Here is a 25,338-nt window from a genome sequence, read left to right as displayed (position 1 = left end):
GTGCATAATCAATCCGCTGTCTATAAGGTAGAAGGGGTCAAGGGGTCAGCGACCCCCGGCATAAAAGGGGGACTGGTCCGCCCCTTTCTTTTATGTACTCTTGTTGTAGTAGACCTTTAGTTTTTGCCTGCCAAACTGCCTTGCTTCAGCGTATGAATCAACAAACAGGTCGATTACCTTACCCTTGACGAGTTTTCCGGAGTCCTCCGCTACACGCCATCCAATGCCCTCTATGTATACCAGAGAACCAATGGGTATTACCATCGGGTCAACGGCCACGGTCCTGAACTTGTGCGGCGTTGTACCACTTTTTGTCTTATTGTACTTCGCCCACTTACCGCAACTCTTCTCCGAACTCTCATAAGCCGTTATCTCAAATTCGCCTCTTTGCAGCTCGGAGAGAAACATCTCCTCCATATCGGTCAACTTACTCATAAGAACTGCGTTATTTCTCTGTAGCATCCTTACTGCCTTGTTATAGTACATCCCCGTTGCAACGGTGGAGACTATCACCAGGATTGAAAACAATACGAAACACCTCTTCTTGGGCTTCATGCTTAAAACCTCCTGCATATTTTCTTTCTTTCATACCGGAAAGGAGTTCAATGTAGTAAATAGTTTTACAGTTGAAGTGCCCTCGTGCTTGCATATTTCATGCCACAACCGGCACATCACAACCCAGCATCATCGAAAGATATTTGAGGTGCAAATTAACCCTCAATTGCGCTGCACAATTACCACACTGTGTTGCAATATCAGGACGCTTACTCCTCCTCGCTCTACCCTAGCCTCCGGGCCAATCCCCGCCCCGTATGACAGCCTTCCTGCCAGGACAACTCCAGCGGTGTGCCTTCAAAGACGATCCGCCCGCCCTTGTCGCCGGCATCGGGGCCAAGTTCCACGCAATGGTCGGCCAGGGCGATGACGTCGAGGTTGTGCTCGATGATGACCACCGTGTTGCCCACCTCTACCAGCCTGCGGAGGATGCCCACCAGGGCACCCACGTCGTGCATGTGAAGCCCGATGGTTGGCTCGTCAAGGATGTACATAACGCCGGTCTTTACCTGCACCCCCAGCTCGGCGCATATCTTGAGCCTCTGCGCCTCCCCCCCGGAGAGCGTTGTCGCCGCCTGACCTAACTGAATGTATCCCAGACCAATGTCTCGCAAGAGCACCAGCTTCTTTGTGATTGCTGCGTGCCGGTCAAAGAACTCAATGGCCTCCTCCACGGTGAGTTGCAGACATTGGCTGATCGTGCGACCGTTGTATCGGACATTGAGTGCGTCAGGGGCGTACCGGCTGCCATTGCAGTCCTGACACTTGACGTACAGGTCCTCAAAGAAGTACATAGCGAGCTTCTGATACCCTTCGCCCTTGCACGTCTCACACCTGCCCCCGGGGATGTTGAACGAAAAATAACCGGCCTCGTACCCGTGCGCCCTGGCTTCGGGCTGTTGCGCAAACAGGCGGCGGATGTGCTCAAATAGCTTTATGTACGTCGCAGGATTGGATCGTGGATTGCGACCAATGGGACTCTGGTCAATCAGACAGGCGTCCCGCAGATACCCGGCGCCATCGATGCCCTCATACGGTAACGGATTATCCACGGTGCGATGGGGAACTCCGCTCACCGATAAGTGCCTCGCCAACGCCCTGTAGAGTGTCTCCACCACAAGCGTACTCTTGCCCGACCCCGACACCCCGCTGACCACCGTCAACGCCCCCAGCGGAATCGTCAGGTCAACCCCCTTGAGGTTGTGACCGGATGCCCCCCTGAGACGTATGCTCTGCCCCACAGAGACAGACCTGACATGGGGCACAACGGCACTGACTCCGTGCATGTACCTGGCCGTAATCGTGTCGGCCTTGAGAAAGTCATCAATGGTGCCGTTAAAGACGAGTTGTCCGCCGTTTTTCCCTCCACCGGGGCCAAGCTCTACGACCCAGTCGGAGGCGCCAATGATTTCGGGGTCGTGCTCGACGACTATGATGGTGTTACCCTGGTTTGCCAGTTCGTTGATGATCCTTGCGATGCGCTCGTTGTCGGAACTGTGAAGTCCCACCGTTGGTTCATCCAGGACGTAGAGCGTACCCGCCAGACGGCTTGATAGTTGATTGACAAGGTTTATGCGCTGAAATTCCCCGCCGGAGAGCGTCATGGTCTGACGGTTGAGCGTAAGGTAATCGAGGCCAACTCGCATCAGAAGCTCCAGTTTTGCCCTGATGTGTCGCAGTATCTCCTCGACCACCTCCCGCTGATGGTCGGATATAACAGGGGCATTGAAGAACTCATACAGCCGGTCTATCGTGATGTCGTTGAGGTCTGCGATGTCAAACCCGCCGATCCTGTAGGCAAGGCACTCCTGTTTCAACTTCTTTCCAAGGCAGGATGGACATTGCAGGGGCATCCGGTAGTAGCTCAGAAAGACCCTGATGTGCAGTTGATAGCGCTTTGACTCGAGGACTTCAAAGAATTCGTTTATGCCGTAGAATCGGCCGTTTACACCGTCATAGAGTGTCTTCTTCTGCTCCGGTGTGAGGCTGTGAAAGGGTGCATCTGGGTCAATGCCACACCCTTCAATGCCGGTAAGCAGTTGTGTCTTCCACCACTTAAAGGCGGGTTTTTCCCAAGGCTCTATGGCCCCCTGTGATAGCGATAGTCCGGCATTGGGCACGATTAGCGCCTCGTCGTACCGGAGGATGTTGCCAAACCCCTTGCACTCTGGACATGCCCCCACGGGGTGATTGAAGGAAAACAGTATGGGTGTGGCCTCCGGCATCGTTATGTTGCATCGCTCACAGGCGTTGCCCTGCGAAAATATTGTCTCACCGCCATCGTAGATAATCACCTTCATCCGGCCATTGCCGTACCTCCAGGCCAGCTCCACGGAGTCTGCCAGGCGCGGCTCATCCCTGATGACGACCCTGTCAACAACCACCTCGTAGGTACCATTATCCTCAGTAACGTCAAAGATATCGCATATCTGTCCGGCGACGTAGAGTCGTACAAAACCCTGTTCCCTGATCGTGGCAAGGGGCAGTTGCGTGGAGTATGTGATAATGGCCCTGGCGGTGGCGTGTTTTTCAACGAGTTGACGCACTACCACAGAGGGCGTCCATTTTCTGATTTCCTGGCCGCATTTCGGGCAAAATGGCGTGGAGATACGCGCAAACATCACCCGCATCAGGTCATATATCTCCGTGACGGTGCCCACGGTTGAGCGCGAGCCTTTGACGGGGTTACGTTGTTCCAGGGCGATGGCGGGACGGATGTTGCGTATCTCATCGACGTCGGGGCGGTTGAGCTTTTCCAGGAACAGCTTGGCGTAGCTCGACAGTGACTCGATGAATCGCCACTGCCCCTCGGCAAAGATAGTGTCAAAGGCCAACGAAGACTTACCCGACCCGGAGACCCCCGTTATGGCAATCACCTTGTTGTGCGGAACCCTCAGTGTTATGTTCCCGAGGTTGTTCTGCCGTACACCCTTTATCTCAAGCCAATCAATATCCATAAAAACCTACCCACCATTTGGGGTCAAAAGAGAAAAAATGTATCCTCTTTATATTTCATGGTAACAATGCTTTCACACATCCTGGATTCCTGGTCAAGCCAGGAATGACACACTTGGAAAACGGCTGTAACTGTCATTCCTGCGAAAGCAGGAATCCAGGACTTTGAACTATAAAATAAAGCTTACCATGCTTTTCTTAGAGGATACAAAAAAAACAGTGTCAGGTCACGCAATGCTGTCTTTAAAGTCCAGATACTTCCTGAACTCATCCTCAAAGTTGTCGCTGAATATTCCTTTGTTGAGGTTTGCGCACACTTCCTTCAGTGGCCAGCCCCTGACCTCGTCGATCTCATCGCGGTTGAAGTCAATGGCGCCTGTGTGCGTATAACGATACGTGTGTACCATCTCGGACTCGTAGCTGTTGCTGTGGATGTAGCTGTACATGAGTTCCGGAAGGAGCGACGCTGATATTATACCGAGTTCCTCACGCATCTCACGCAACAGTGCGACATCTACCGTCTCACCGTGGTCTACGTGTCCGCCCACGGAGGTGTCCCACTTGCCTGGGGCCACGTCCTTGTTCATCGAGCGTTTCTGGAGTATCAGGTCTCCGGCTGCGTCAAATACCAGGACGTGTACAACCCGGTGCAGGAGGCTGTTATTGCCATGGACTTCTCCACGACTGGCCACGCCTATGATTTTGCCATCCTCGTTGACTATGTCCAGCAGTTCCGCCTCTTGCATATTATGACAGTTTCCTCCTTAATATTTCGTTGACCAGCTTGGGATTTGCCTTGCCCTTTGTTGCCTTCATGACCTCGCCCACGAAAAACCCCATGAGCTTGACCTCTCCTGCACGGTAACGCTCCGTTTCGGCGGGATTGACGGCAATAATGTCGGCGATGGTTTGCTCCAGTTGTCCTTGGTCGCTTATCTGCACCAGGCCCCTGTCCTTGACGACCTCCTGTGCGGACTTGCCGGTTGTGAACATGTCCTCAAAGACGACCTTGGCGATCTTGACGCTTATGGTGCCATCGTCTATGAGCTTTATCAGTGCCACCAGGTCGGCAGGACGCAATGGAAGCGATTCAAAGGCCACTGGCCCTTTTATTGCTGGTGCAGCCGCACTTTCGTTGAGCAGGCGCATCAGTTCACCCATGATCCAGTTGCTTGCGGCCTTGGGATTGGCACCGCCACGGACGGCCTCCTCAAAGAAGAGTGCCACCTGTTTGTCCGACGTCAGGATGTCGGCGTCGTACTGGGGCAGGTTATAGACCTCGATAAAGCGTCCCTTGAGGGTATCGGGCAGCTCCGGCATCGCAGCCCTGATTGTGTCGATAAACGCCTCAGATACGGCAATCGGGACGAGGTCCGGCTCGGGGAAGTAGCGGTAGTCGTGTGCCTCTTCCTTGGAGCGCATCGATTGCGTGACGGATGCTGCCACGTCCCACAGCCTCGTCTCCTGGGTGATGGTACCGCCGGCCCTGAGCACTTTTTCCTGGCGCTTTATTTCATATTCGAGTGCCTTTTCCACAAAACGGAACGAGTTGATGTTCTTGATTTCGGTCTTTGTGCCGAGGGTTTCGGTGCCATGCGGTCTCAGTGAGACGTTTGCGTCACACCGCAGGGAGCCTTCCTCCATGTTGCCGTCACAGACCTCGAGGTAGCGTAGTATCCCCCGGAGCTTGCGCATAAATGCGGCTGCTTCCTTGGGGCTGCCAATGTCGGGTTCGGTCACGATCTCCATCAGCGGCACGCCCGCACGATTTAGGTCAACCAGGCTATGGTTAACGTTGCCCTCGTGTATGTTCTTGCCGGCATCTTCTTCCATGTGGATGCGCGTAATGCCGATGGTCTTTTCCCCGTCCTCGGTGGCTATGGCAACGGAACCGCCGATGCAGATGGGCAGTTCGTACTGGCTTATCTGGTAGCCCTTGGGCAGGTCGGGGTAGAAGTAGTTCTTGCGTGCAAAGCGGCTGTAGGGCGATATCCGGCAGTTGGTTGCCAGTCCCGCCCGGATGGTAAATTCCAGTGCCCGTTTGTTCATCACGGGCAGCACCCCGGGCATCCCGATGCACACGGGGCAGGTGTGGGTGTTGGGCTGTCCCCCAAAGCGCGTGGTACAGCCACAGAACATCTTCGTCGCAGTAGACATCTGCGCGTGTATCTCCAGTCCAATGACAACCTCGTAAGCGGTTGCCGTGTCTCTCTTAGTCATAACGCTATCAATCGCCTCCTTAATTTAGAAGAAGGGAAAAGAAAGAAAGGGGCAGCTCCACTTCTTGGCGCTCCAGGTCGCACCTGGCCCCCTTCATAACCCCCCGCAAGGGGAGGGGCGAGGCGCCCCGGCCAGAAAGAAGTCCCCTTGACCCCATTATTTCATAATCAATTATCATGCCTGAAAAAAACTGTGTCATTTCAGTATACCATAAATTTATTGTTTAAAAAAACAAATCAAATTGCCTGCCCTGAACTTCTATTGACAAAAGAGTAAATATCCAGTTAGCATAGATCATGTGATTTAATAAGATAACAGAAGACAAGGGGGTAAACATATGAGTAACTTGAAAGCTGAACAACAAGCATGCGCTATTGATACCAACCAGAACCTGAATACTACTCAGGTACCAATGTTGCGTGTCTTGGAGAAAATTGACGCAAGCGAACCGCCAATTTCTCAGGTAAATAAAAAAATGTAAGACCTCAAACTCATTGATGCATATATTGCAAGACATAAGAATCTGCTTGTCAAATTAGCAAAATGATATTCTTTATCTGTATCCTCTTTAAAAAGCATGGTAAAATTAACATCATGGCTTAAAGACATGGATTCCTGCTTTCGCAGGAATGACAGTTATAGCCGTTTTCCAATTGTGTCATTCCTGGCTTGACCAGGAATCCAGGATGCGTAACAGTATAGTTACCATGAAATATAAAGAGGATACCTTTATCTTTTACAACGCAAATAAAATCTGCAATCGTGTATAATACCAGAGTATGGTTTATGATAGTATGTTAAAGTTAATCAGGAGTTTGAGATTTTAAGGTATGGTAGATACATAGCAGATATGGATGTTGTCGATATATTTCAACGATACGAACCGGAACTGAGGCTTGTCGAAAAGGAGCTTCACGACGTTTTTAGCAGCGATGTGGCGCTCATACCGGCCATTGGCAGGCACATACTCAACAGCGGCGGAAAACGCATGAGGCCGTTGTACCTGATCCTGAGCGCCGAACTTGCCGGATACACGGGCAAGGCAAGGGCGGTCTTCGGGAGCATCATCGAGGCCATACACAACGCCTCCCTCCTGCACGACGACATCGTGGATGGTGCAGAGGTGCGACGCGGACAACCGACATCGCACTCCCTCTGGGGCAATGAGGTCGTGGTGCTTGTGGGCGACTTCCTCTATGCCAACTCCCTGCGTCTGGCCGTGGAGCAACAGAACCTTGCCATCATGCACGCTATTTCCTATGCCGTCACAAAGATGACCGAAGGGGAAATCCTGCAACTACAAAAGATAGCAGACCCCTCTGTAACCGAAGAGGAGTATTTGACGATAATTTCCTCCAAAACGGGGGTACTCATTTCGGCTGCATGCAGGATCGGGGCACTGCTTGCCGGTGTTTCGGCGGAGAGGGTGGAGGCCCTTGCACGCTTTGGGCTAAAGACCGGCATTGTGTTTCAGATGTTTGACGACATACTCGATTACAAGGCCGATGAGGAGCGCCTGGGCAAAATACTGGGCAAGGACCTAAACGAGGGAAAGATCACGTTGCCGCTAATTTATCTCCTGAACTGTGCCCAGCCACAGGAAAAACAACAGGTGACACGGATCATTAAATCGGCAGACGATGCCTCCCCTCAGGAAATGACCCAAAACCTGGCAGAGATACAAGAGCTGTTTAAAAAGTACGGGGTTATAGAGAAAACCATGCAAAGGGCCATCGACATCGTCAATGAAGCCAAAGGGGAACTGTCTGTCTTTGACGATTGTCCGCAAAAGGAAGCCCTTACGGTCATGGCAGACTATGCCCTGCAGAGAAAAAAATAAGAAAAAAACGTGAAAGGAAACAGTCGATGACCACTGAAGCAGATAATGCAACCAATCATCCATTGGTGTTGCTGGCCAGGGCAGCCATAGAGCACTACATCAAGTCAGGACAGCCCTTGCCTGTACCAACGGAGCCTGTCTCTGAGATGCAGGACAAGGCAGGGGTATTTGTGTCGCTGAAAAAGCACGGCCAACTAAGAGGCTGCATAGGGACATTTGCGCCAATGACGGAAAATGTTGCACTGGAGGTAATCAGAAATGCCATGGCCGCGGCCACCGAAGACCCGCGCTTTTCGCCCGTCAGGCCAGACGAACTGCCCGAACTTACTGTCTCCGTTGACGTACTGTCGCAACCACAGAAGATCAATGACATTTCGGAGTTGGACCCAAAAAAATTTGGTGTGATCGTGGCAAGGGACTATAGAAAAGGACTACTACTACCCGATATAGATGGTGTGGACTCGGTTGAGGAACAGTTGAGGATCGCCAGGTTAAAGGCAAACATCTATGGAAACGAACCTGTAGAGATATTCAGGTTTGAAGTCAGGAGGTACTATTGATCGAAAAGACAAGGTTAGAACAGGAACTCGAGTTTTCCGAGCTGCGTTACAGTAAGAACAGGAGAAGCATATTTCAGCAGAGTGACAAAAGTAAAATCAACACACTTAATCAGAGTGACAAGACGAAGCTCGAACAAGAACTTGAGGGTTCTGAGCAGGACTATACCAAAAACAAAAGAAGCTTATTTTATTTCACTTTAGCCTTGCTGATCGTTGCATCAACGGGCTGGTACATGTACTTTATGGAGCACAATGAACTCAAGGTGGTAAGGGAACAACTATTGACGGTCAAGGCAAAGTGTGAGGTATCGAAACAGGCCAGGAAGTGGTAGCGTATGCCGGGTACCTTTCCCTCTGTGACAGGGATTAGGGGAGGGATTTTCTGGGCAGGAGATATGGCCAGCATTTCCTAAATGACGTGGGCATCCTGCAACGGATGCTGGACTGCGCACAACTGACTGCGGACGATACGGTTGTGGAGGTTGGTCCTGGGCCGGGGGTGCTCACGGAGATGCTTGCCGCCAGGGCGGGACGTGTTATTGCCATAGAGATAGACGCAGACCTGTATCAGAGGTTGAGGGTACGCTTTGCCGGTTGTGACAATATCACCCTGATTGCGGGTGATGCCCTTGACTTTGATTACAGCGGGATAGAGAGGTTTAAGGTCGTCTCAAACATCCCCTATAGCATAACAACACCGCTGATCTTTAAGTTGCTGCAAGAGGCCAAAGGTATGCAGTCGATGACGCTGATGCTGCAAAAAGAGGTGGCCCTGCGAATAACCGCCAACAAAGGCACCAAGGATTATAGCGTGCTGACCCTGATGGTGCAATACAGGAGTTCTGCCAGATTGGATTTCATTGTACCACGGCATGTCTTCAGTCCGCCTCCAAAGGTTGATTCTGCCGTGGTGAGTTTTGTGACACTGCCCACACCTGCCGTAGCGGTCAACAATGAGGAGTCGTTTTTCAAGGTGATCCGGACTGCATTTCTGAGGCGCAGGAAGACCATCGCCAACAACCTCAAGTCATACGACATCAACATCAAAGATATCCTGAGCGACATCGGCATAGACCACATGACAAGGGCAGAAAGACTCTCCCTGGAGGAGTTCGCACGGGTATCCCACGCCCTGGAGCAGAGAAGACACAAAGACCGATAGAATAAATTCATCGTGATTGGTGTGTGTCTCAAAATTTGTATCCTCTTTATATTTCACGGTAACTATACTGTTACGCATCCTGGATTCCTGGTCAAGCCAGGAAGGTCTTATCCCTTTTTCCTGTAAATCCTTTAATCTGCCCTGCGACCGTAGGAAGCAAAGTAATCAATAAAAGCACCATATGGCCAAGCATTTCCTACATTATCGTTTCGCCTATTGTAGAAGCCTTCAAAGTGCTTGCTCATGATAGAACCGTTTCCATACCACTTGTAACTGCCATCATACATATCGCCAGCAGAGGGAGTGGATGTAGGTGTAAGGCTAGTTGCTGATACGCTTGGTGCTACGCATGTTGCATATAATCCAATGGGTGTACTGATTGGGCTTTGCACGGCAACCTTCACAACATTCCAATATAGAAGGCTTTTGCTATAATCTGATATTCACCTGCCTCGAGAAAGTAATCGTAAGCAACATCAAAATGATAGGCTTGACCTCGTGAAATATTGAGATTTGAATTCTTCCTTACATCCAATATGAAATTTCCATCTGATCCATATACTGCAAGAGCAACATCAGTTATAGTATAGGATGTAGTGTTTTTAAGTTTAAATTGTGCATCAAAATTGTAAACATTTGATGAACAACTGGCAATGTATATGCCATTGTTGTTTCTTTGCCAAAAATCAGAAACTTCAGGCGTGGTTGATATCGTTGGTGAGGCATGTATAAATCCTAATACAGAATATGCACCTAAACCACGCCTCGAAACCTTTTTTGTAGCACGGTTATAACAATAAGGTACATTGCAAGACATTTTCTCACAATTATTACAAAAATTTGATTCATCAACTGTGAGAGCATATCCATTAATACAGCCACTACTGTTAACTTTAACAGATTTGACAGCAGCAACGTGTCCATATTGGTTTGTGGCCCAGTGGTCAAGAACCATCAATAGAATTGTTTGTTGGTGTATCATCTTTGCCATAATTTGAATTCCAATTAGACCATGCAAGATATGCACCACCGTTTTCACCTAACCCTGGCATAGAAACCCCGCTTCCAGCAAAATAACCTCGTACATAGCTTACGCATTGGTTACCCCAAACACCTTGAGTGCATTGATAAGCATTAATACGTGGTTCTACTAAGTCGTTTATGTTTGCAATTCCCTTTTGATCATCAATAGTACCCGAAGTACTATCTACCCAAGTGGGGATAGCATAAGCCGATGTTAACAAGAGTAAGAGCTGAAATACTGCAATAAGAAGTATCAGCGTTTTTTTCCCTGTTTTGTTGTTTCTTGACCTATAATTCGCTTTCATTTAGATTCTCCTTCTTGTTTTAGATGCTTAAAGCATCTTTGATTTCCAAACACAGAAACACACTCCTAACTGCCACAGTCACAAACTTGCTTATTCGCTTAACATAAGCGGATTAAATTAACGACTGAGACGCAATGTAGAAAAATGGCTATCCCGCTACTTATCCATACGCAACACCTCCCCCCTCGGCGGTATAGGGTATAGACAAGCCGTTAAATTGTTTGCTTTCTTTTAGGGAAGCTATTAAAGATATGTTATATGCGTGCGTGCGTGCACGCAAGAGGGATGCCAGATCGCCTGACGACAAAAATTATATATCTCCCATCTTCTCATGCGTTATTGTATCACGAGGGCAGATACAAATGTCACCCCCCCACCCCCCCTCAACCGGTTGTCAAATGGGTGTCAGATATGTTATCGTAGTAGCAGAGAGAGATATAAAAGTACAGAGAGGTAAAAGCGATGCAGATGTTATTGGAATCACGGGTTGACAGGTTAGAGGTTGCCAGGGCGGAGTTTTACGAGGTTTGCAGGGAGCTGAAGCTCGAGGCTGCCGAGATCAAGCGTGAGGCCGCCGAGCGCGAGCTGAAGTACAAGGAAGAAAAAGAAGAACGCGACCGCAGACAAGAAGAACGCGACCGCAGACAAGAAGAACGCGACCGCAGACAAGAAGAGAACGACCGGAAGGACAAGGAAGAAAAAGAAGAACGCGACCGCAGACAAGAAGAGAACGACCGGAAGGACAAGGAAGAAAAAGAAGAACGCGACCGCAGACAAGAAGAGAGCGACCGGAAGTACAAGGAAGAGGTAGCGGAGATTAAACGTGAGGCTGCCGAAAACGATCGGAAGTACAAGGAAGAGGTAGCGGAGATTAAACGTGAGGCTGCCGAGCGCGACCGGAGGCAAGAAGAGCGCGATCGGAAGGACAAAGAGGATCATGAGGCCTTTCGTAAAGAAATGGCGGAGATAGCGAAAGGAGCCCGACAGCAAAGGGCTGAAATTGCCAAGCAACTGGGCACGCTCGTTGAAGACATAATAGCGCCTGGCGCTGTTGCCTTGATAAAACAATACTTTAACTGCGACCCTGCCTCTTTTTGTCTGAGATACAAGAAAAGAACAGGAGGCAAGAATTGTGAGGTTGATATAATGCTCACATGTCAGGACAGGGTCTTTGTTATAGAGGTAAAATCCAAACCGGATGAACGAGATGTCACTAAGATACTGGCCAAGGTAGAAACACTGCCGATCTTTTTTGACGAGTGCAAAGGCAGACAGATAATCCCCATGCTTGCCAGTGTCGTCGTTGAGGATGAAATTACCAGATTTGCGACCATAAAAGGCCTCTATGTCGTTGCATACAGACAATGGGAGTACCTCGACATACTCAACTTCGATGAGATAAATACAAAACAGGAGAACTCTCCCCCGCCCTACACCCCATCCGCCCCCCTTCAGAACCCCCTGCAAGGTGAGGGGTGAGCCACCCCGGGCACGAAGAAGCCCCCTTTTATGCCGGGGGTCGCTGACCCCTTGACCCCGTAAAAATGCCACCTAATTTTGTATCAATCGGAATTTGCTATAAACTCATCGTGGTTGGTGTGTCTCAAAACTTGACTGTTGTCCCTCCATGTGTGACATAATATACATCGTGGTCAAAAGTTATGACAACTGAAAGAGATATCAGCCTAAAGCAGGCCATAGGTGAAGGACAATTAAGGGATATTCAGGATTCCTACCTGCAATATCTGGAATCCTCTGCGTCTATTTATGAGGTCAACGGAGATTATGCGACAAGCCTGTTCACTTCCACGTGGTGTGATTTTTTAAATCAGACATCCAGGAAACTATGCGGTAATGCCTCTGAGGAAGAATCGCTGAAATCCGGCAAATGGATATGCCATGAAGACTGTTGGGCAACGAGTCTCAAGAGTATGAGAGACAAGAGACCTGTTGAGATGGAGTGTTCAGGAGGAATTGTCATATACGCAGCCCCAATAATAGCAGATGGTATGGTGATAGGTTCAAATAACGCCGGTATTTCAAATCCGCCAACCGATGAGAAAAAAATCAAAGAAATAGCAGACAGATATAAGGTATCTCCGGATGAACTATCTGCAATTGCTGCACAATACACCCCAAGACCTGAGTATGTGTTTAGCGCATCCAGAAAGCACATTGTAATAGCCGCCAACACAATTGCCAACATTTTCTTACGCAATCAGGAAAAAGAGGAAATAAGACACTGCAAGACACACCTTGAGGAATTGGTAAAGGAGCGAACGGCCAAGCTTCAGCTTGAAATAGACGAACAAAAAAGGTTAAGCAAAAAACTGTCAGAAAACAAAGAGCGCTTAACTTTACTTACGAGTAATATCTCAGAAGTCTTTTGGATTGCCAATCTTGACACTAGTGTAACGCTATATGTCAGCCCCGCCTATGAGGTCATCTGGGGACGTACATGCAATAGCTTGTATGAAAACCCTCGCTCTTTTATCGATGCAATACATCCGGAAGATAGAGAAAGCGTTATTGCTGCTCTTGAAGTTAAAAAGAAAAGAATGCCCTTCAGTCATGAATATAGAATTATCCGTCCTGATGGTTCTGTCCGATGGATATCTGACAGGGGGTTTCCCAACATTACCGGAGACTTGACTCTCTACGTGGGGATTGCACGAGATATCACGGAACAAAAGGATATGGAAAAATCCCTGACTGAAGAGAAAAATAAACTCCAGTCTATCGTAGATGCAATGGAAGATGCCCTGACCATTCGAGACCTGGAATATAACATCACATATCAAAGTGAAATAAGCAAGTCTATATTTGGTGAACGACATGGGGAGAAATGTTACAGTGTCTTTGAAGGTAGCAATGAGGTTTGTCAAGGATGTCCCGTGGAGATGTCATACAAAGACGGAAAGTCGCATGTCTCAGAAAGAAGGGTAACAACACCAGGTGGAAACATTGTGTATTTTGAAAACACGGCCAATCCTGTCAGGGACATTAGTGGAAAGATAATAGCGTGCGTAGAGATTTCAAGAAACATAACTGACCGTAAGTTGCTGGAAAATAAACTTAATGAGACCAGAGAACAGTTACAATCGATAATCGACAATACAACCGCCATCATCTTCCTGAAGGATACAAACGGGCGATACATTTTTATTAATCGTCAGTACGAGGATCTCTTTCATATCACCAAAGACGATATCATTGGTAAGACTGATTATGACATCTTTCCAAAGGAGTGGGCAGACAACTTTAGAGAAAATGACAGGATAGTATTAAATGAAAAGAAAACTATAGAGATTGAGGAGATCGTACCTCATGATGACGGTCTGCACACGTACATATCTATTAAGTTCATATTGCTTGATGCCTACGGAAATCCTTATGGTGTATGCGGGATAGCAACCGATATCACTAGCTATAAGCGCCTCAACGAATCTTTAAGGTTGTCCGGTCTGTATAACAGGAGTTTGATAGAGGCCAGCCTTGATCCACTTGTAACGATTACCCCCGATGGCAAGATAGGCGACGTTAATACCTCAACTGAAGTCGTCACCGGGTATTCACGGGACGAGCTGACAGGGACTGATTTCTCCCGTTATTTTACGGAACCTGACGTAGCAAGGACTGGTTATCAGGCGGTGTTTGAATATGGCAGGGTACAGGATTATGAACTGTCCATCAGGCATAAAAAGGGACATATAACACCCGTCCTGTATAATGCATCCGTATACAGGGATGAGACCGGAAAAGTAATAGGCGTATTTGCGGCAGCACGAGACATTACTAAGCTCAAAATAAAGGAAATGTCTCTGATTCAGGCCAGAAATGAGTGGGAGAGAACATTCAACACTATCCCTGATCTCATAATGATATTGGACGGCAATCACAGGATTATCAAGATGAATGAGACAATGGCCAGGAAATTAAATATCATGCCGTCAGAGTCAATAGGAAAGACATGTTATGAAATTGTCCACGCAACATATAAACCCCTGGATAATTGCCCGCATAGACAATTGCTCAAAGATGGCTTGGAACATACTTTTGAGGTATATGATGGACACCTCAATGGGTACTTTATGGTGACCACAACGCCGCTATATAATCCGGACGGTACACTTTATGGGTCAATTCATCTTGCACGTGATATCAGCAGCATAAAACACATTCAGAATCAATTGTTTGAAGAAAACGAAAAAAACAAGGCCATGCTTACGGCTATCGGCGATGGGGTAACGATTCAGGACACCGACTACAGGATAACTTACCAGAATCAAAACTTAAAAGACATCTTTGGTGACCGTATTGGCGAGTATTGCTATAAGGCATACGAAAATAACGATCAGGTATGTGATGATTGTCCTGTGGAAAGGGTGTTCAAGGATGGTAATGTTCATTCAAGTATCAGAAGTGTCGTAAAACCTGATGGTAAAGTTGCTTACTTCCACAATGTATCATCACCAATCAGAGATGCCGCAGGCAATATTGTAGCAGCAATTGAGATAGCCAGGGATGTCACCGAGCAAAAAGCGGTTGAAAATGCACTAAGGGTATCAGAGCAAGAGCTGAGAGTCAAGACCTATACACTTGCCCGGCTTAATGCGAACCTTGAGGCGCTTGTTAAGAATAAAGTGGATGAGCTGAGGCGTAATGAACAACTACTCATGCAACAGTCAAAGATGGCTGCCATGGGCGAGATGATAGGTGCAATAGCACATCAGTGGAAACAGCCTCTGAATTCCCTTGGCATTATGATCCAGGACATAAAAGACGCATATGGATTTGGAGAACTTGATGCCAGGTATATTAACAATTCCGTGACAGACATGATGAAACAGATTGAATTTATGACAAAGACGATAGATGAATTCAGAAACTTTTTCAAGCCGTCCAAGACTAAGGAGACGTTTAATTTAATAGGGATTTCATTAGATGTATTTTCGCTGCTGTCATCGCAACTTAAAATAAACTCGATATCATACAGGCTCACATGTCATATTCATAACAAGACATTTACGGATTACTCTACAGTAATAATATGTAAAGACACGGTAATTACTACATATAAAAACCAATTGGCACACGTTCTGTTGAACTTAATAACTAACGCAAAAGATGCAATTATCGCAAGAAAAGAGAAGGGGTTGTTGACAACAGAGGGCATGATATCGATTGACTGTTATAAGGATGGCAGAACTCTAAGGTTAGAGGTAAGTGACAACGGAGGCGGGATCGCTGACGACATACTTGACAAGGTGTTTGACCCCTACTTTAGCACCAAAGGAGACAAAGGCACAGGGATAGGTCTCTACATGTCCAGGGTAATCGTAGAGGAAAGCTTAGGAGGTAAAATAAGCGCAAGGACGATAGATGGTGGTTCCGTTTTTACATTAGAGTTTATAGTCTGAAGCCGCAGTATTGGCTAATCGAACACCTTGTGCACAAAGGCGAGACGGGTCGGCAGATGCCCTGTCCAAAGCAGACGAGGAGGCCGTTTATGCCCCTCCAGTGCCGCAGGGGGAGTATCTCCCTGAGTGCAAATTCGGTCTGCTCCGGGGTCTTGGTCCGGACATACCCCCACCTGTTGGTGATCCTGTGTACGTGGGTGTCAACACAGATGCCATCCCTGTCATAGCCAACCGTTACAACCAGATTTGCCGTCTTCCTGCCAACGCCCTTGAACTTCAACAACTCTTCAATCGTATCAGGGACAACCCCGCCATAATCATCAAGCAGGCGTTGGCTTATCGCCTTGATGTTGGCGGCCTTGACACGATAAAACCCCACCGGATAGACAGCCCGCTCAATCTCCTCAACCGACAACCTGCACATGGCCTCCGGAGTACCGGCCAAGGCAAACAGACGCTCACTGGCCTGGGCAGTTGTCTTGTCCTGGGTGCGCAGACTTAGGATACAACTTATCAGCACCTTGTATGGGGCCCTATCATTAACGGCCATGAACTCGATGTATGGCACCTTCAGCGTACTGACCTGCCCCTGCAACAGGCCGATGACAACGTCTATGTTAAACTCTTTTGGTAACATCTCAACAGTTTGAGGTTTTTTCAGATTATAACAAACTGCTGCTTTTACTACAACCATTGTTAAGATTTATTTTTCGAAAACTCGAGAATGATAATAAATGACTAAAATATGCCAATTCTTATGATAACTAACAGTTATAAGCAATCCTCAGCGCAGGAGTATCTGCCAATTCAGATATCAGAGATAAATTACTTGGTTTTAATGATCGACGGTGCTTGCCACTCATGGCTCTGTATGACTATAACATTTTTATCTTCCGCCTCTTTTAAGAAATCCTTTGTTGCGAAGTGTGTTATCAATATGCGCACGATTTCTTTGGTGTTTCCGTCGGCATCGGTTTCAGCGTCCTTGCATTGAAGACGCACGGCCTCTACGTTTCTTTCCAGTTGTTCAAACACATCGACCATTTGCAAGTTATTCGACGTACCGCTGGTATAGTATCGCTGGAGTCTTAGCTTTGCCTCACCGACGATTAACACCGGTTTACCATGCCTTGTGCCCTCACCGAGGATATTTATCTCGAAATCTTTTTTGATTTCAGTTCTGATAAGGCTATCCAACAGTTCGATCCCGTACTTGGCCTTTAAAAATCCGGGCAGTTCTCTATATGCCTCATTTTCCAGTGCGTAGCTTACGCTCCTTGACAGGCCGCCAACGTCACGCCTAATCGAGGTTATATCCTTTGCCATCCTCTTCTGTTCAACCCCAACCCTCTCAAGCTCAACCCCCATCCTCTTCTGTTCAACCCCAACTCTCTCAAGCTCAACCCCCATTCTCTTCTGCTCAACCCCCATTCTCTTCTGCTCAACCTTAATCGAGGTTATATCCGATGCCATACTCTCCAGTTTCTGCATCATCAACAGAAACATCTCCTTAAGCTCATCGAACTCACTTACACGCACGTAGCCGTTATTGTTGTCTTTCGTTATATCGTTATTTTTCACTGCCTACTCCTGTATCCTGATTATCACCTTTGCCATTGACTTTATAATAACATGCCTCTACGTTCATTTGCAATAGCAGTCATACGCGCAGAAAAACCCTCCCCTGTTTTCTTCCTGTAAATATTTCTGTGATGATAGTATTAAGCATTGTGGGGTCAAGGGGGGTCAGAGCCCTCCGGCCATGCCCCTTGGTTGATGGCTGCAAAATGGCTCCTCTTGCATGTAATCGCCGTGTATGGTGTAGGCCCTTGCCCTGCAGCCCCCACATACCTTAATGTACTCGCAGGCACCGCATCTTCCCTCGTAGCTGTTAAAGTTTCGCATGTCCTTAAACAACGCCGACCCCTCCCAGATATCCTTAAACGACTCCCTGCGGATGTTGCCCGCATACTGCTGGAGATAACTGCATGGCTGTACGTTGCCGTCAACGTCTATGAGGCATATGAGTTGCCCTGCGATGCAGCCCTTGGAACCGCCCGTGGAGAACTTTAGCGACCGTTGTTTCATCCGCCGGCCTTCCTCCTTTGCCTTCTGAAGCACGATCCTGTAATAGTGGGGGGCACACGTTGGACGCACCAACAGCGTGTCTTCGTCCTTTTCCATGTAGTAGTGCCAGTTGAGTATTTCCTCGTAGTCTTCTTTGGATATGAGTTCGGCCATCATCTCTTGTCCCCTGCCCGTGGGCACTATCATAAACATGTACCACGCCGAAGCACCAATATCCTTGGCCAGCCTGTAAACGGCGGGGATATCGGCCTGATTGCGTTTGGTAAAGGACGAGTTGACGATAAAATCTATTCCGTGTCGTTTGAATAGCCCTGCCGCCCTCATTACGCCATCAAAGGCGCCCTGCTGACACCTGAAGTTGTCATGCACCTCTGCCGTTGCGCCATCGAGGCTCAACGATACGATCCTGATTCCAGCGGCCTTGATATCGGCACAGACCGTATCTGAGACAAGCGAGCCGTTTGTGGCCAGACACATGCGCAAGCCCTTTGACGTCCCGTAGCGGGCTATGTCGTAGACGTCGTCCCTCAGCAGCGGCTCTCCCCCGGAGAGCACGATTACCGGTTCGGCGTAACTACGGATGTCGTCAATGACGCGCCGGGCCTCATCAAGTGTGAAGTCCTCATGTCCCGGTGCCGTGTCCTCCGACGACGACCGGCAATGGACGCATTTTAAGTTGCACCTGCGCGTGATCTCCCACGCTATCCACCTGGGCACGAACTCCATGCTAACTCAGCAGATTCCCTTTCATCAGGATATTGTAACATAGTCAGGAAAAAAACGTATTACGTTAAGCAAAAATGGTAGTAAAAAAAAAAGGGGGCGGCTCCGCCCCCCCTCAGACCCCCCCGCAAGGGGGCCAGCCCCCTTGACCCCATTTTTACCATGCTTTTTAAGAGGATACCCAAAATTTATATTCGTCATATGCTATAATACAGCAGTTGAAACAAATATATGGATAAAAAACCCCTGGCTTCACTTATAGTACGGACGAAGGATCGACCCAAAATGCTCCTCAAGGCCCTGGAGAGCATTGCCGGGCAAACGTACAGACCAATAGAGATTGTGTTGGTCAATGACGGTGGGTGTGCCTTGGACATAGAAGGAATAAGGCTAATCCTCGGTGATTGTCAGTGCACATACATCGCGCTGGAGGAAAACCGCGGGCGTGCCTATGCCGGCAACGTTGGACTGACAAATGCCTCGGGCAACTACATCGGCTTCCTCGATGACGACGACGACCTCATGCCTGAACACCTCGACACGTTGGTAACCTTCCTGGAAAGAAGCGACTTCCACACCGCATACTCAGACTGCGAAATCGTACACAAGCAGTACAACATAGAAAAGCAGGAATTCACGAACGCTTACACGTATGTATTTTATTCGGAGGACTTCAACTACGACACCCTTCTCCTGGAAAACTACATCCCGATACACTGTCTGCTCTTTAAGCGGAGCGCCATTGAGGGTATCCTCTTTGATGAGGACTTTGAGCTGTTTGAGGACTGGGACATGCTTATCAGATTGGCCGCAATACATCCGTTTCATCACATAAGAAAAACCACCGCACACTACAACAACTGGGACAAGTGCTCACAGATAACCCACGCCGGCGAAGATGTAAAAAACGACGCATACTTCAGAGTGCTGAAAAAACACAGGGAAAAGATAACGGAAGGGGTTATCCGTAACTACGGACTCGTTGGCAACAGACGCAAGTGTGTCACCGTTGAGGCCAATAAGCTATCCGACGATGAAAGATTGAAAAACAACCAACTGCAACACAGGATTGCTCAACTGGAGGCTGCCAACCAACAGTTGCATGACAGCATGAAACAACTGATAACACTCCAGGCCAACAAGGAGGTCATCAGACCCCTGAGACTCTTTCTGCACACACAAAAGGAACAAACCAAACCGGAACTGCCCCTGTCCAAGGTTGTACTGGCATACCTGGAGCTGATATTTGCATTTGTTGAAAACATGGAGCACTTACCGGGTGAGAACTATAAACCAATCGTGAACGATTTCATGGCCTTAATACCCAAAATAGCCGACATCGAGCAGTTTAACGTCGATGCCTCCACCAGCGTATCCTGGAAACTGGCACAACGCTACTACGCAATCAGAAACAAGCTATTTCCACCGCCCTCTACTCCACCGGTAATACGGTAGGCATAACCGTAACTGCTACACTACGCATCAAAGACCGAAGGGTCAAGGTTCCACTTGCCAGGCACCTCGTGGCATTGTATCTCATCAGTGGTATTGTCTTTGGCGAGATCGAGTGTAAATGGGGGAAATATGTATTGTGATTTGCTTATGTCATAGACCACCTTTACAATAGGCTCGAAATGGCTGTTGTCATACCCTCTGTCAACAACAACGGCCAATCTTTTGCTCTTTAACCGAATCAGCGACCCCACAGGATATATCCCTATAGACCTTATGAAACTATGGGTAACGGTTTTATTGAAGTTGAAATCGCTCCATTCCAGCAACTTCCTCATTGCCTCTATGGTTGACATGCCCTTGTGATAACACCGGTTTGACGTTATGGCATCAAAGACGTCAACGATGGCCATCATCTGCCCGTACTTGTGTATCTCTTCACCCTTCAGCCCCTTTGGATAGCCCTTACCGCTGTAGTGTTCATGGTGCTGTGCTACAACACACATGGAGTTGTCAGACATTGCAGGTATCTTTTCCAGTATATTGACCCCATAAGTGACATGCTGCTTTATCTGTATAAACTCGTCCTCTGTCAACTTCCCGGGTTTGTTGAGAATCGTTAGCGGCACCTTCGTCTTTCCAATGTCATGCATTATAGCTCCACAGGCAATCTGCTCTATTTCGGAGCGAGGCAGATTAAGCTCCCTGCAAAAGGATATCATCATGGCCGCTACACTGACCGAGTGCATAAACGTATACTCATCGACGTTCTTTAGCCTGCCAAGGCTTACAAGTGCATCCTGGTTGCGAAACACCGAGTCTATCATCTTATCAACTACAGGGGTAATCCGTTCCATCTTGACCTGCTTGCCCATACGTGCATCGTCCATGATGGTTGACACTATTTTCTTTGCCTCTTTGATCACCAGCGAGGCCGTCTTGACTTCTTCTGCGGTAGAAACATGATTCTGGGTGGTGAGTTTGCCGGTTTCAACGACCTCTTTAAACTCCTTCCGGATGCTCTCCTGTATTTCTTGCTTTGTTATGGCCTGTTCAACGTCTAAACCCTTTTCGGTGTCTATATAGACCTCGGCAATCCCAAGACCAATAATCTTCTGAATCTGACTCTCAGCCTTGAGTTTAAACTTATTGGACAAGAAAGGGTGCATTATCCAGCTACAGTTCAGATCGGATATGTATATCCCCGGCTTCAAGTACTCTACTTTAACCTTCTTTATCATAAACAATATTATAATACATAAACATAAATAAAAATGGCAAGCAAAAATATTTTTTTCTCATTTTTATCCCCCCGGGCATCAGCAATTGAAAAGTGGGGGCGTAAAATAGTACAATAGCATACAAATGAATTTTTCGGCCATCTTTGACGTAGTAAACATCGGACTTGTCATCCTTGACAGCGACTTTAGGGTCGTCCACTGGAACCGCTGGATGCAGTTGCACAGTGAGTTAAGCTCAAGCGAAGTAGTGGGTACGTCTGTCTTTGACCTCTATCCCCATTTGAATACGGCCAGGTTTCTCAGGAATCTTAAGTCCGTAATAAAGTTGGGCAACAATGTGTTTTTTGGACACAAGCCGTATAAGTATCTGTTTCCATTTAAACCTGTGGGTTCCTTTAGTGTAAACTACGACCATATGCGGCAGAATTGTATCATGGGTTCATTGCGCAATGAACAGGACGGCACCGCATACGTCTTCATCACCGTGCAGGATGTAACGGCACAGGTGGCACACGAACAAACGCTGCTGGAACTAAACATCACCGACCCCCTCACCGGGACCTATAATCGAAGATATCTTGAAACCCGCCTCAGCGAAGAGTTCTCGCGATATATGAGGACATCAAAGCCCTTCAGCCTGATAATGTTTGATATAGATTTCTTCAAAAAGGTCAACGACACCTACGGGCACACCTGCGGTGACCTCATCCTCAAGGCCACGGCTTCCATGTGTCTGTCCCAGTTGAGGGAGATAGACGTGATAGCGCGCTACGGGGGGGAGGAGTTCTGTTGCGTGCTGGTGGAGACCGAGCTTGAGGGTGCCACCGTAGTGGCAGAGAGGCTGAGAAAGTCCGTCATGGAACTTGAAAGCAACTTCAACAACCAAATAGTAAGAGTCACTATCAGCCTGGGAGTTGCGCAGATGCAAGAGGACATATACTCACCAACCGTACTGCTGGAAAAGGCCGACGGCGCCCTCTATGAGGCAAAAAAGACAGGCCGCAACAGGGTCGTTACGGTACCGCTTACATAGACGCTGTACTTTTTTCACCTTACTATACGGATATAAGTATATTGGCAAAAGGTTTTATATGAAATTTAGGATTGAGCATTATAGGGTCAAGCTTTATGCTAAGATACTTAGGGTAGTTAGATGACAATAGAAGAGAAAGTACAGTACTGGATAAAATCATCGCATTACGATTGGACAGTAGCAAGGCATCTTTTTGAAAATGGAGATTACCCATATGCCATGTTTTTTGGGCACTTAACAATTGAAAAGATTTTTAAAGGCATATATGTCAGCAAATTTAATAAGACACCTCCATATACGCACAGACTTATACAATTGGCAGAAGCTATTAACCTGGAGCTATCTCGTGATAAAGTGGAACTGCTTGAAATAATCACGGATTTTAACTTTGAGGCAAGATATCCTAGTGAAAAGTTCTCATTTTACAAAAAATGCACATTGACGTTTGCCACAAAATATATGAATGAAATAGAGGAGTTAAGAGAATGGTTACTACAACAGATGCAATCATAGAGAAGATAAAAAGGTATATAAACGAACTTGAAAAAAACAATATACCTATACAAGAGGTCATCTTGTTTGGTTCCTATGCCAAGGGTAACCAGGTGGAAACAAGTGACATTGATATTGCCCTGATTTCTACAGCGTTTTCAGGAGACAGGTTTGATGATCGGAGGTTGATTGTACCTTATAGAAGAGAAATCGACAGCAGGATAGAGCCTATGCCATTTAAACCTGAAGATTTTGATAATGGCGGATTGCTTGCGGATGAAATCAAAATGACTGGTAAGAAGCTGAAGTTTTAAAGCACAAATTGGCAATGATAAAATGATAAATAGTTAAGGCATTGAATTAAAGATTGGACATAGGGTTTACATATGATTTAAGGTCGGAGTACCTTGCGCTTGGGTACAGCGAGGAGGAGACGGCCGAGTTTGACAGCGTCCAGACCATAGAGTCGCTGGAGGAGGCCATCACGCAGTTGGGGCACAGGGTCACACGGGTCGGCAATATCCGCAGTCTTGTTGGTATGCTCAACGATGGCAGGCGTTGGGAGCTGGTCTTTAACATCTGCGAGGGGCTTCACGGCAGGAGCAGGGAGGCACAGGTTCCGGCATTGCTTGAGGCATATGACATTGCCTGTTGCTTCAGTGACCCGCTTACGATGGCCCTGTCGCTGGATAAGGGATTAACCAAGACCGTGGTCAGGGCTGTCGGGGTTGCCACGCCCAACCATGTGGTTATCGACTCGGTTGAGGCACTTGACGCCCCCGGCGTGTTGACGGGGCTGGATTATCCGCTCTTTGTGAAGCCGTTGTACGAGGGGACGGGCAAGGGGGTTGACGAGGGTTCCGTTGTTCATAACGAGCAGGGGCTACGGCAGCGATGCAGTTGGCTCCTTGAGCGTTACCGTCAGCCCGCGCTGGTTGAGGGCTATCTCTGCGGCAGGGAGTTCACTGTGGGCATCCTGGGAAGTGGCAGTAATGCTTACGTTGTAGGGGTGCTTGAGGTGGTGATTGGGCAGAGGCAGCCCGGGTACGTCTACTCGTATGAGAACAAGGAGTTTTGCGAACAACTGGTTGACTACGTCCTGGTTGAGGATGCACGCATAAAGCAGGAGGCATCAGAGTTGGCCATTGCCGCATACAGGGCCATCGGGTGCAGGGATGCCGGTAGGGTTGACGTCAAGGCCGATGCCGCAGGACGGCTCTGCTTTCTTGAGATAAACCCCCTGCCGGGTCTTCATCCGACGCACTCCGACCTGCCGATCCTGTGCACCAAGGCCGGTATGTCCTACGTACAGTTGATCGGTGAAATCATTGCTTCGGCATCCGTCAGGGTCAAGGGGGGTAAGCTATGAGTCAACATCTGAAAGTAGAGGCGCTGAACACATAGCCTACCCAAATTTTTTTCACGGATTACTTTGCTGCCAGTAATTTTACAATAACCTTGGGGCTTGTCGGAAATACCTCGCCGGCATAGTTGCAGTACGGCTATGGGATATGCTATTGTAAATGTAGAAGATTATGAAGGGAGAATTATAGCGATGCAGATGATATTGGAAGCAAGGGTAGACCGGTTAGAGAACATCTTTGCGGAGATGATAGAGCATCAAATGGAGCAAGATCGGAAGTTTGAGGAGCATATCCGGCAAGAGAAGGAGGCAATGGAAGCCTTCCGGCAAGAGATGAGAACGAAGGATGCTCAGTCTGACAAAACGATGGAAGCCTTCCGGCAAGAGATGAGAACGAAGGATGCTCAGTCTGACAAAAAATTTGAGGAGCATATCCGGCAAGAGAAGGAGGCAATGGATACCTTCCGGCAAGAAATGAGAGCAAAGGATGCTCAGTCTGACAAAACGATGGAAGCCTTCCGGCAAGAGATGAGAGAGAAGGATGCTCGGTCTGACAAAACAATGGAAGCCTTCCGGCAAGAGATGAGAGAGAAGGATGCTCGTTTCGAAGAGTGGATTCAAAAGGACAAGGAAGAAAGGGAGAAAGAACGTAAGGCGTTCGAGCGACAAATGAATAAAACAAGCGCTGATAATGCCCAACTACTTGGCACTCTTGTTGAGAACATAATAGCTCCTGGAGCAAAACCCTTGATAAGGCAATATTTTAAATGTGAACCTATTGATTTTCGTGTAAGGGCCGGTAAACAAGGAGGCGCTAATAACTGTGAGGTTGACATATTGATCATCTCTACGGACAATGCCTTCATGATAGAGGTAAAATCCAAGCCTGATGGCCGGGATGTAAAG

Annotated in this window: 22 protein-coding genes; 12 read left to right on the top strand and 10 right to left on the bottom strand. The window is 47.9% G+C overall.

What is annotated here, in order from left to right:
• Window positions 1–90: 90 nt before the first annotated feature.
• The 4 genes from Mcas_RS16950 to gatB form a co-directional block, all read right to left on the bottom strand.
• The gene (locus tag Mcas_RS16950) at window positions 91–555 is read right to left on the bottom strand and encodes a 3D domain-containing protein (RefSeq protein WP_052567378.1); all 465 of its coding nucleotides are present in this window, start codon (window positions 553–555) and stop codon (window positions 91–93) included.
• A 224-nt stretch (window positions 556–779) separates the two neighbouring features.
• A complete protein-coding gene (gene uvrA, locus Mcas_RS12350) occupies window positions 780–3,512 on the bottom strand; it encodes an excinuclease ABC subunit UvrA (RefSeq protein ID WP_040335857.1) in 2,733 nt (910 codons plus the stop codon).
• Window positions 3,513–3,737: 225 nt separating this feature from the next.
• The gene (locus Mcas_RS12345; protein ID WP_040335856.1) at window positions 3,738–4,256 is read right to left on the bottom strand and encodes an NUDIX hydrolase; all 519 of its coding nucleotides are present in this window, start codon (window positions 4,254–4,256) and stop codon (window positions 3,738–3,740) included.
• A gap of 1 nt (window position 4,257) precedes the next feature.
• Complete coding sequence (gene gatB / locus Mcas_RS12340) at window positions 4,258–5,730, bottom strand: Asp-tRNA(Asn)/Glu-tRNA(Gln) amidotransferase subunit GatB (RefSeq protein ID WP_040335855.1); 1,473 nt, start codon at window positions 5,728–5,730, stop codon at window positions 4,258–4,260.
• An 850-nt stretch (window positions 5,731–6,580) separates the two neighbouring features.
• Here gatB and Mcas_RS12335 point away from each other — a divergent pair.
• Genes Mcas_RS12335 through rsmA form a run of 4 tightly spaced genes read left to right on the top strand, consistent with a single transcriptional unit; the run spans window position 6,581 to window position 9,292 of the window.
• Window positions 6,581–7,570: a polyprenyl synthetase family protein gene (locus tag Mcas_RS12335; protein ID WP_052567376.1), complete on the top strand. Its 990-nt coding sequence runs from the start codon at window positions 6,581–6,583 to the stop codon at window positions 7,568–7,570.
• Between the two features lie 26 nt (window positions 7,571–7,596).
• The gene (gene amrA, locus Mcas_RS12330) at window positions 7,597–8,130 is read left to right on the top strand and encodes an AmmeMemoRadiSam system protein A (RefSeq protein WP_052567374.1); all 534 of its coding nucleotides are present in this window, start codon (window positions 7,597–7,599) and stop codon (window positions 8,128–8,130) included.
• Complete coding sequence (locus Mcas_RS12325) at window positions 8,127–8,462, top strand: hypothetical protein (protein ID WP_040335854.1); 336 nt, start codon at window positions 8,127–8,129, stop codon at window positions 8,460–8,462. The genes amrA and Mcas_RS12325 overlap by 4 nt, the downstream gene beginning before the upstream one ends.
• 50 nt (window positions 8,463–8,512) lie before the next feature.
• Entirely contained in the window at window positions 8,513–9,292 is a 780-nt protein-coding gene (gene rsmA, locus Mcas_RS12320) for a 16S rRNA (adenine(1518)-N(6)/adenine(1519)-N(6))-dimethyltransferase RsmA (protein ID WP_081853837.1), read from the top strand.
• Window positions 9,293–9,692: 400 nt separating this feature from the next.
• On the opposite strand, the gene Mcas_RS18280 is transcribed toward rsmA, so the two are convergent.
• Window positions 9,693–10,283, bottom strand: a complete 591-nt coding sequence (locus tag Mcas_RS18280) for a hypothetical protein (protein ID WP_156033352.1) — start codon at window positions 10,281–10,283, stop codon at window positions 9,693–9,695.
• The gene (locus tag Mcas_RS12310) at window positions 10,237–10,620 is read right to left on the bottom strand and encodes a hypothetical protein (RefSeq protein WP_040335852.1); all 384 of its coding nucleotides are present in this window, start codon (window positions 10,618–10,620) and stop codon (window positions 10,237–10,239) included. Before Mcas_RS12310 ends, Mcas_RS18280 begins: the two co-directional genes overlap by 47 nt.
• Before the next feature lie 462 nt (window positions 10,621–11,082).
• Between Mcas_RS12310 and Mcas_RS12305 the strand changes: the two genes are divergently transcribed.
• Window positions 11,083–12,099, top strand: coding sequence for a hypothetical protein (locus tag Mcas_RS12305; RefSeq protein ID WP_040335851.1), 1,017 nt, complete (start codon window positions 11,083–11,085; stop codon window positions 12,097–12,099).
• Between the two features lie 182 nt (window positions 12,100–12,281).
• Entirely contained in the window at window positions 12,282–16,040 is a 3,759-nt protein-coding gene (locus Mcas_RS16945; protein WP_081853836.1) for a PAS domain S-box protein, read from the top strand.
• On the opposite strand, the gene Mcas_RS12295 is transcribed toward Mcas_RS16945, so the two are convergent.
• From Mcas_RS12295 to Mcas_RS12285, 3 genes are all read right to left on the bottom strand, one after another.
• A complete protein-coding gene (locus Mcas_RS12295) occupies window positions 16,030–16,677 on the bottom strand; it encodes an endonuclease III domain-containing protein (RefSeq protein WP_040335850.1) in 648 nt (215 codons plus the stop codon). The genes Mcas_RS16945 and Mcas_RS12295 overlap by 11 nt on opposite strands.
• Window positions 16,678–16,865: 188 nt before the next feature.
• The gene (locus Mcas_RS12290) at window positions 16,866–17,621 is read right to left on the bottom strand and encodes a hypothetical protein (protein WP_040335849.1); all 756 of its coding nucleotides are present in this window, start codon (window positions 17,619–17,621) and stop codon (window positions 16,866–16,868) included.
• A gap of 165 nt (window positions 17,622–17,786) precedes the next feature.
• Window positions 17,787–18,854, bottom strand: coding sequence for a radical SAM/SPASM domain-containing protein (locus tag Mcas_RS12285; RefSeq protein WP_040335848.1), 1,068 nt, complete (start codon window positions 18,852–18,854; stop codon window positions 17,787–17,789).
• Between the two features lie 228 nt (window positions 18,855–19,082).
• On the opposite strand from Mcas_RS12285, the gene Mcas_RS12280 reads away from it, so the two are divergent.
• On the top strand, window positions 19,083–20,306 hold the full coding sequence (locus Mcas_RS12280; protein WP_081853835.1) for a glycosyltransferase: 1,224 nt from the start codon (window positions 19,083–19,085) through the stop codon (window positions 20,304–20,306).
• A 20-nt stretch (window positions 20,307–20,326) separates the two neighbouring features.
• On the opposite strand, the gene Mcas_RS12275 is transcribed toward Mcas_RS12280, so the two are convergent.
• Window positions 20,327–21,544, bottom strand: coding sequence for a cyclic di-GMP phosphodiesterase (locus Mcas_RS12275; RefSeq protein ID WP_040335846.1), 1,218 nt, complete (start codon window positions 21,542–21,544; stop codon window positions 20,327–20,329).
• A 124-nt stretch (window positions 21,545–21,668) separates the two neighbouring features.
• Here Mcas_RS12275 and Mcas_RS12270 point away from each other — a divergent pair, with 124 nt between their 5' ends.
• The 5 genes from Mcas_RS12270 to Mcas_RS12250 all read left to right on the top strand — a co-directional run.
• Window positions 21,669–22,577 carry a sensor domain-containing diguanylate cyclase gene (locus tag Mcas_RS12270; RefSeq protein ID WP_040335845.1) on the top strand — a complete coding sequence of 303 codons (909 nt, stop codon included), beginning with the start codon at window positions 21,669–21,671 and terminating at the stop codon, window positions 22,575–22,577.
• Window positions 22,578–22,697: 120 nt separating this feature from the next.
• Window positions 22,698–23,090, top strand: a complete 393-nt coding sequence (locus Mcas_RS12265; protein ID WP_040335844.1) for a HEPN domain-containing protein — start codon at window positions 22,698–22,700, stop codon at window positions 23,088–23,090.
• Window positions 23,063–23,383 (top strand): nucleotidyltransferase domain-containing protein, encoded by a 321-nt coding sequence (locus tag Mcas_RS12260; RefSeq protein ID WP_040335843.1) that lies wholly within the window; start codon window positions 23,063–23,065, stop codon window positions 23,381–23,383. The genes Mcas_RS12265 and Mcas_RS12260 overlap by 28 nt, the downstream gene beginning before the upstream one ends.
• Before the next feature lie 53 nt (window positions 23,384–23,436).
• Window positions 23,437–24,438: a D-alanine--D-alanine ligase family protein gene (locus Mcas_RS12255; protein ID WP_040335842.1), complete on the top strand. Its 1,002-nt coding sequence runs from the start codon at window positions 23,437–23,439 to the stop codon at window positions 24,436–24,438.
• A 186-nt stretch (window positions 24,439–24,624) separates the two neighbouring features.
• On the top strand, window positions 24,625–25,338 hold a 714-nt coding region (locus Mcas_RS12250), incomplete at its 3' end, for a hypothetical protein (RefSeq protein WP_156033351.1).

Source organism: Candidatus Magnetobacterium casense (genome assembly GCF_000714715.1).
In the GTDB taxonomy this organism is placed as follows: Bacteria; Nitrospirota; Thermodesulfovibrionia; order Thermodesulfovibrionales; family Magnetobacteriaceae; genus Magnetobacterium; species Magnetobacterium casense.
The sequence above is the reverse complement of the archived record's forward strand: the minus strand, read 5'-3'. Positions and strand labels throughout refer to the sequence as shown.

Coding starts and splice junctions, on each gene's coding strand:
- Mcas_RS16945 (WP_081853836.1), top strand. CDS start 12,282: ATGACAACTGAAAGAGATATCAGCCTAAAGCAGGCCATAGGTGAAGGA.
- gatB (WP_040335855.1), bottom strand. CDS start 5,730: ATGACTAAGAGAGACACGGCAACCGCTTACGAGGTTGTCATTGGACTG.
- Mcas_RS12260 (WP_040335843.1), top strand. CDS start 23,063: ATGGTTACTACAACAGATGCAATCATAGAGAAGATAAAAAGGTATATA.
- Mcas_RS12295 (WP_040335850.1), bottom strand. CDS start 16,677: ATGTTACCAAAAGAGTTTAACATAGACGTTGTCATCGGCCTGTTGCAG.
- Mcas_RS12275 (WP_040335846.1), bottom strand. CDS start 21,544: ATGATAAAGAAGGTTAAAGTAGAGTACTTGAAGCCGGGGATATACATA.
- Mcas_RS12310 (WP_040335852.1), bottom strand. CDS start 10,620: ATGAAAGCGAATTATAGGTCAAGAAACAACAAAACAGGGAAAAAAACG.
- Mcas_RS12265 (WP_040335844.1), top strand. CDS start 22,698: ATGACAATAGAAGAGAAAGTACAGTACTGGATAAAATCATCGCATTAC.
- uvrA (WP_040335857.1), bottom strand. CDS start 3,512: ATGGATATTGATTGGCTTGAGATAAAGGGTGTACGGCAGAACAACCTC.
- Mcas_RS18280 (WP_156033352.1), bottom strand. CDS start 10,283: ATGGCAAAGATGATACACCAACAAACAATTCTATTGATGGTTCTTGAC.
- Mcas_RS12270 (WP_040335845.1), top strand. CDS start 21,669: ATGAATTTTTCGGCCATCTTTGACGTAGTAAACATCGGACTTGTCATC.
- Mcas_RS12285 (WP_040335848.1), bottom strand. CDS start 18,854: ATGGAGTTCGTGCCCAGGTGGATAGCGTGGGAGATCACGCGCAGGTGC.
- Mcas_RS12345 (WP_040335856.1), bottom strand. CDS start 4,256: ATGCAAGAGGCGGAACTGCTGGACATAGTCAACGAGGATGGCAAAATC.
- Mcas_RS16950 (WP_052567378.1), bottom strand. CDS start 555: ATGAAGCCCAAGAAGAGGTGTTTCGTATTGTTTTCAATCCTGGTGATA.
- Mcas_RS12335 (WP_052567376.1), top strand. CDS start 6,581: ATGGATGTTGTCGATATATTTCAACGATACGAACCGGAACTGAGGCTT.
- Mcas_RS12305 (WP_040335851.1), top strand. CDS start 11,083: ATGCAGATGTTATTGGAATCACGGGTTGACAGGTTAGAGGTTGCCAGG.
- Mcas_RS12280 (WP_081853835.1), top strand. CDS start 19,083: ATGGATAAAAAACCCCTGGCTTCACTTATAGTACGGACGAAGGATCGA.
- amrA (WP_052567374.1), top strand. CDS start 7,597: ATGACCACTGAAGCAGATAATGCAACCAATCATCCATTGGTGTTGCTG.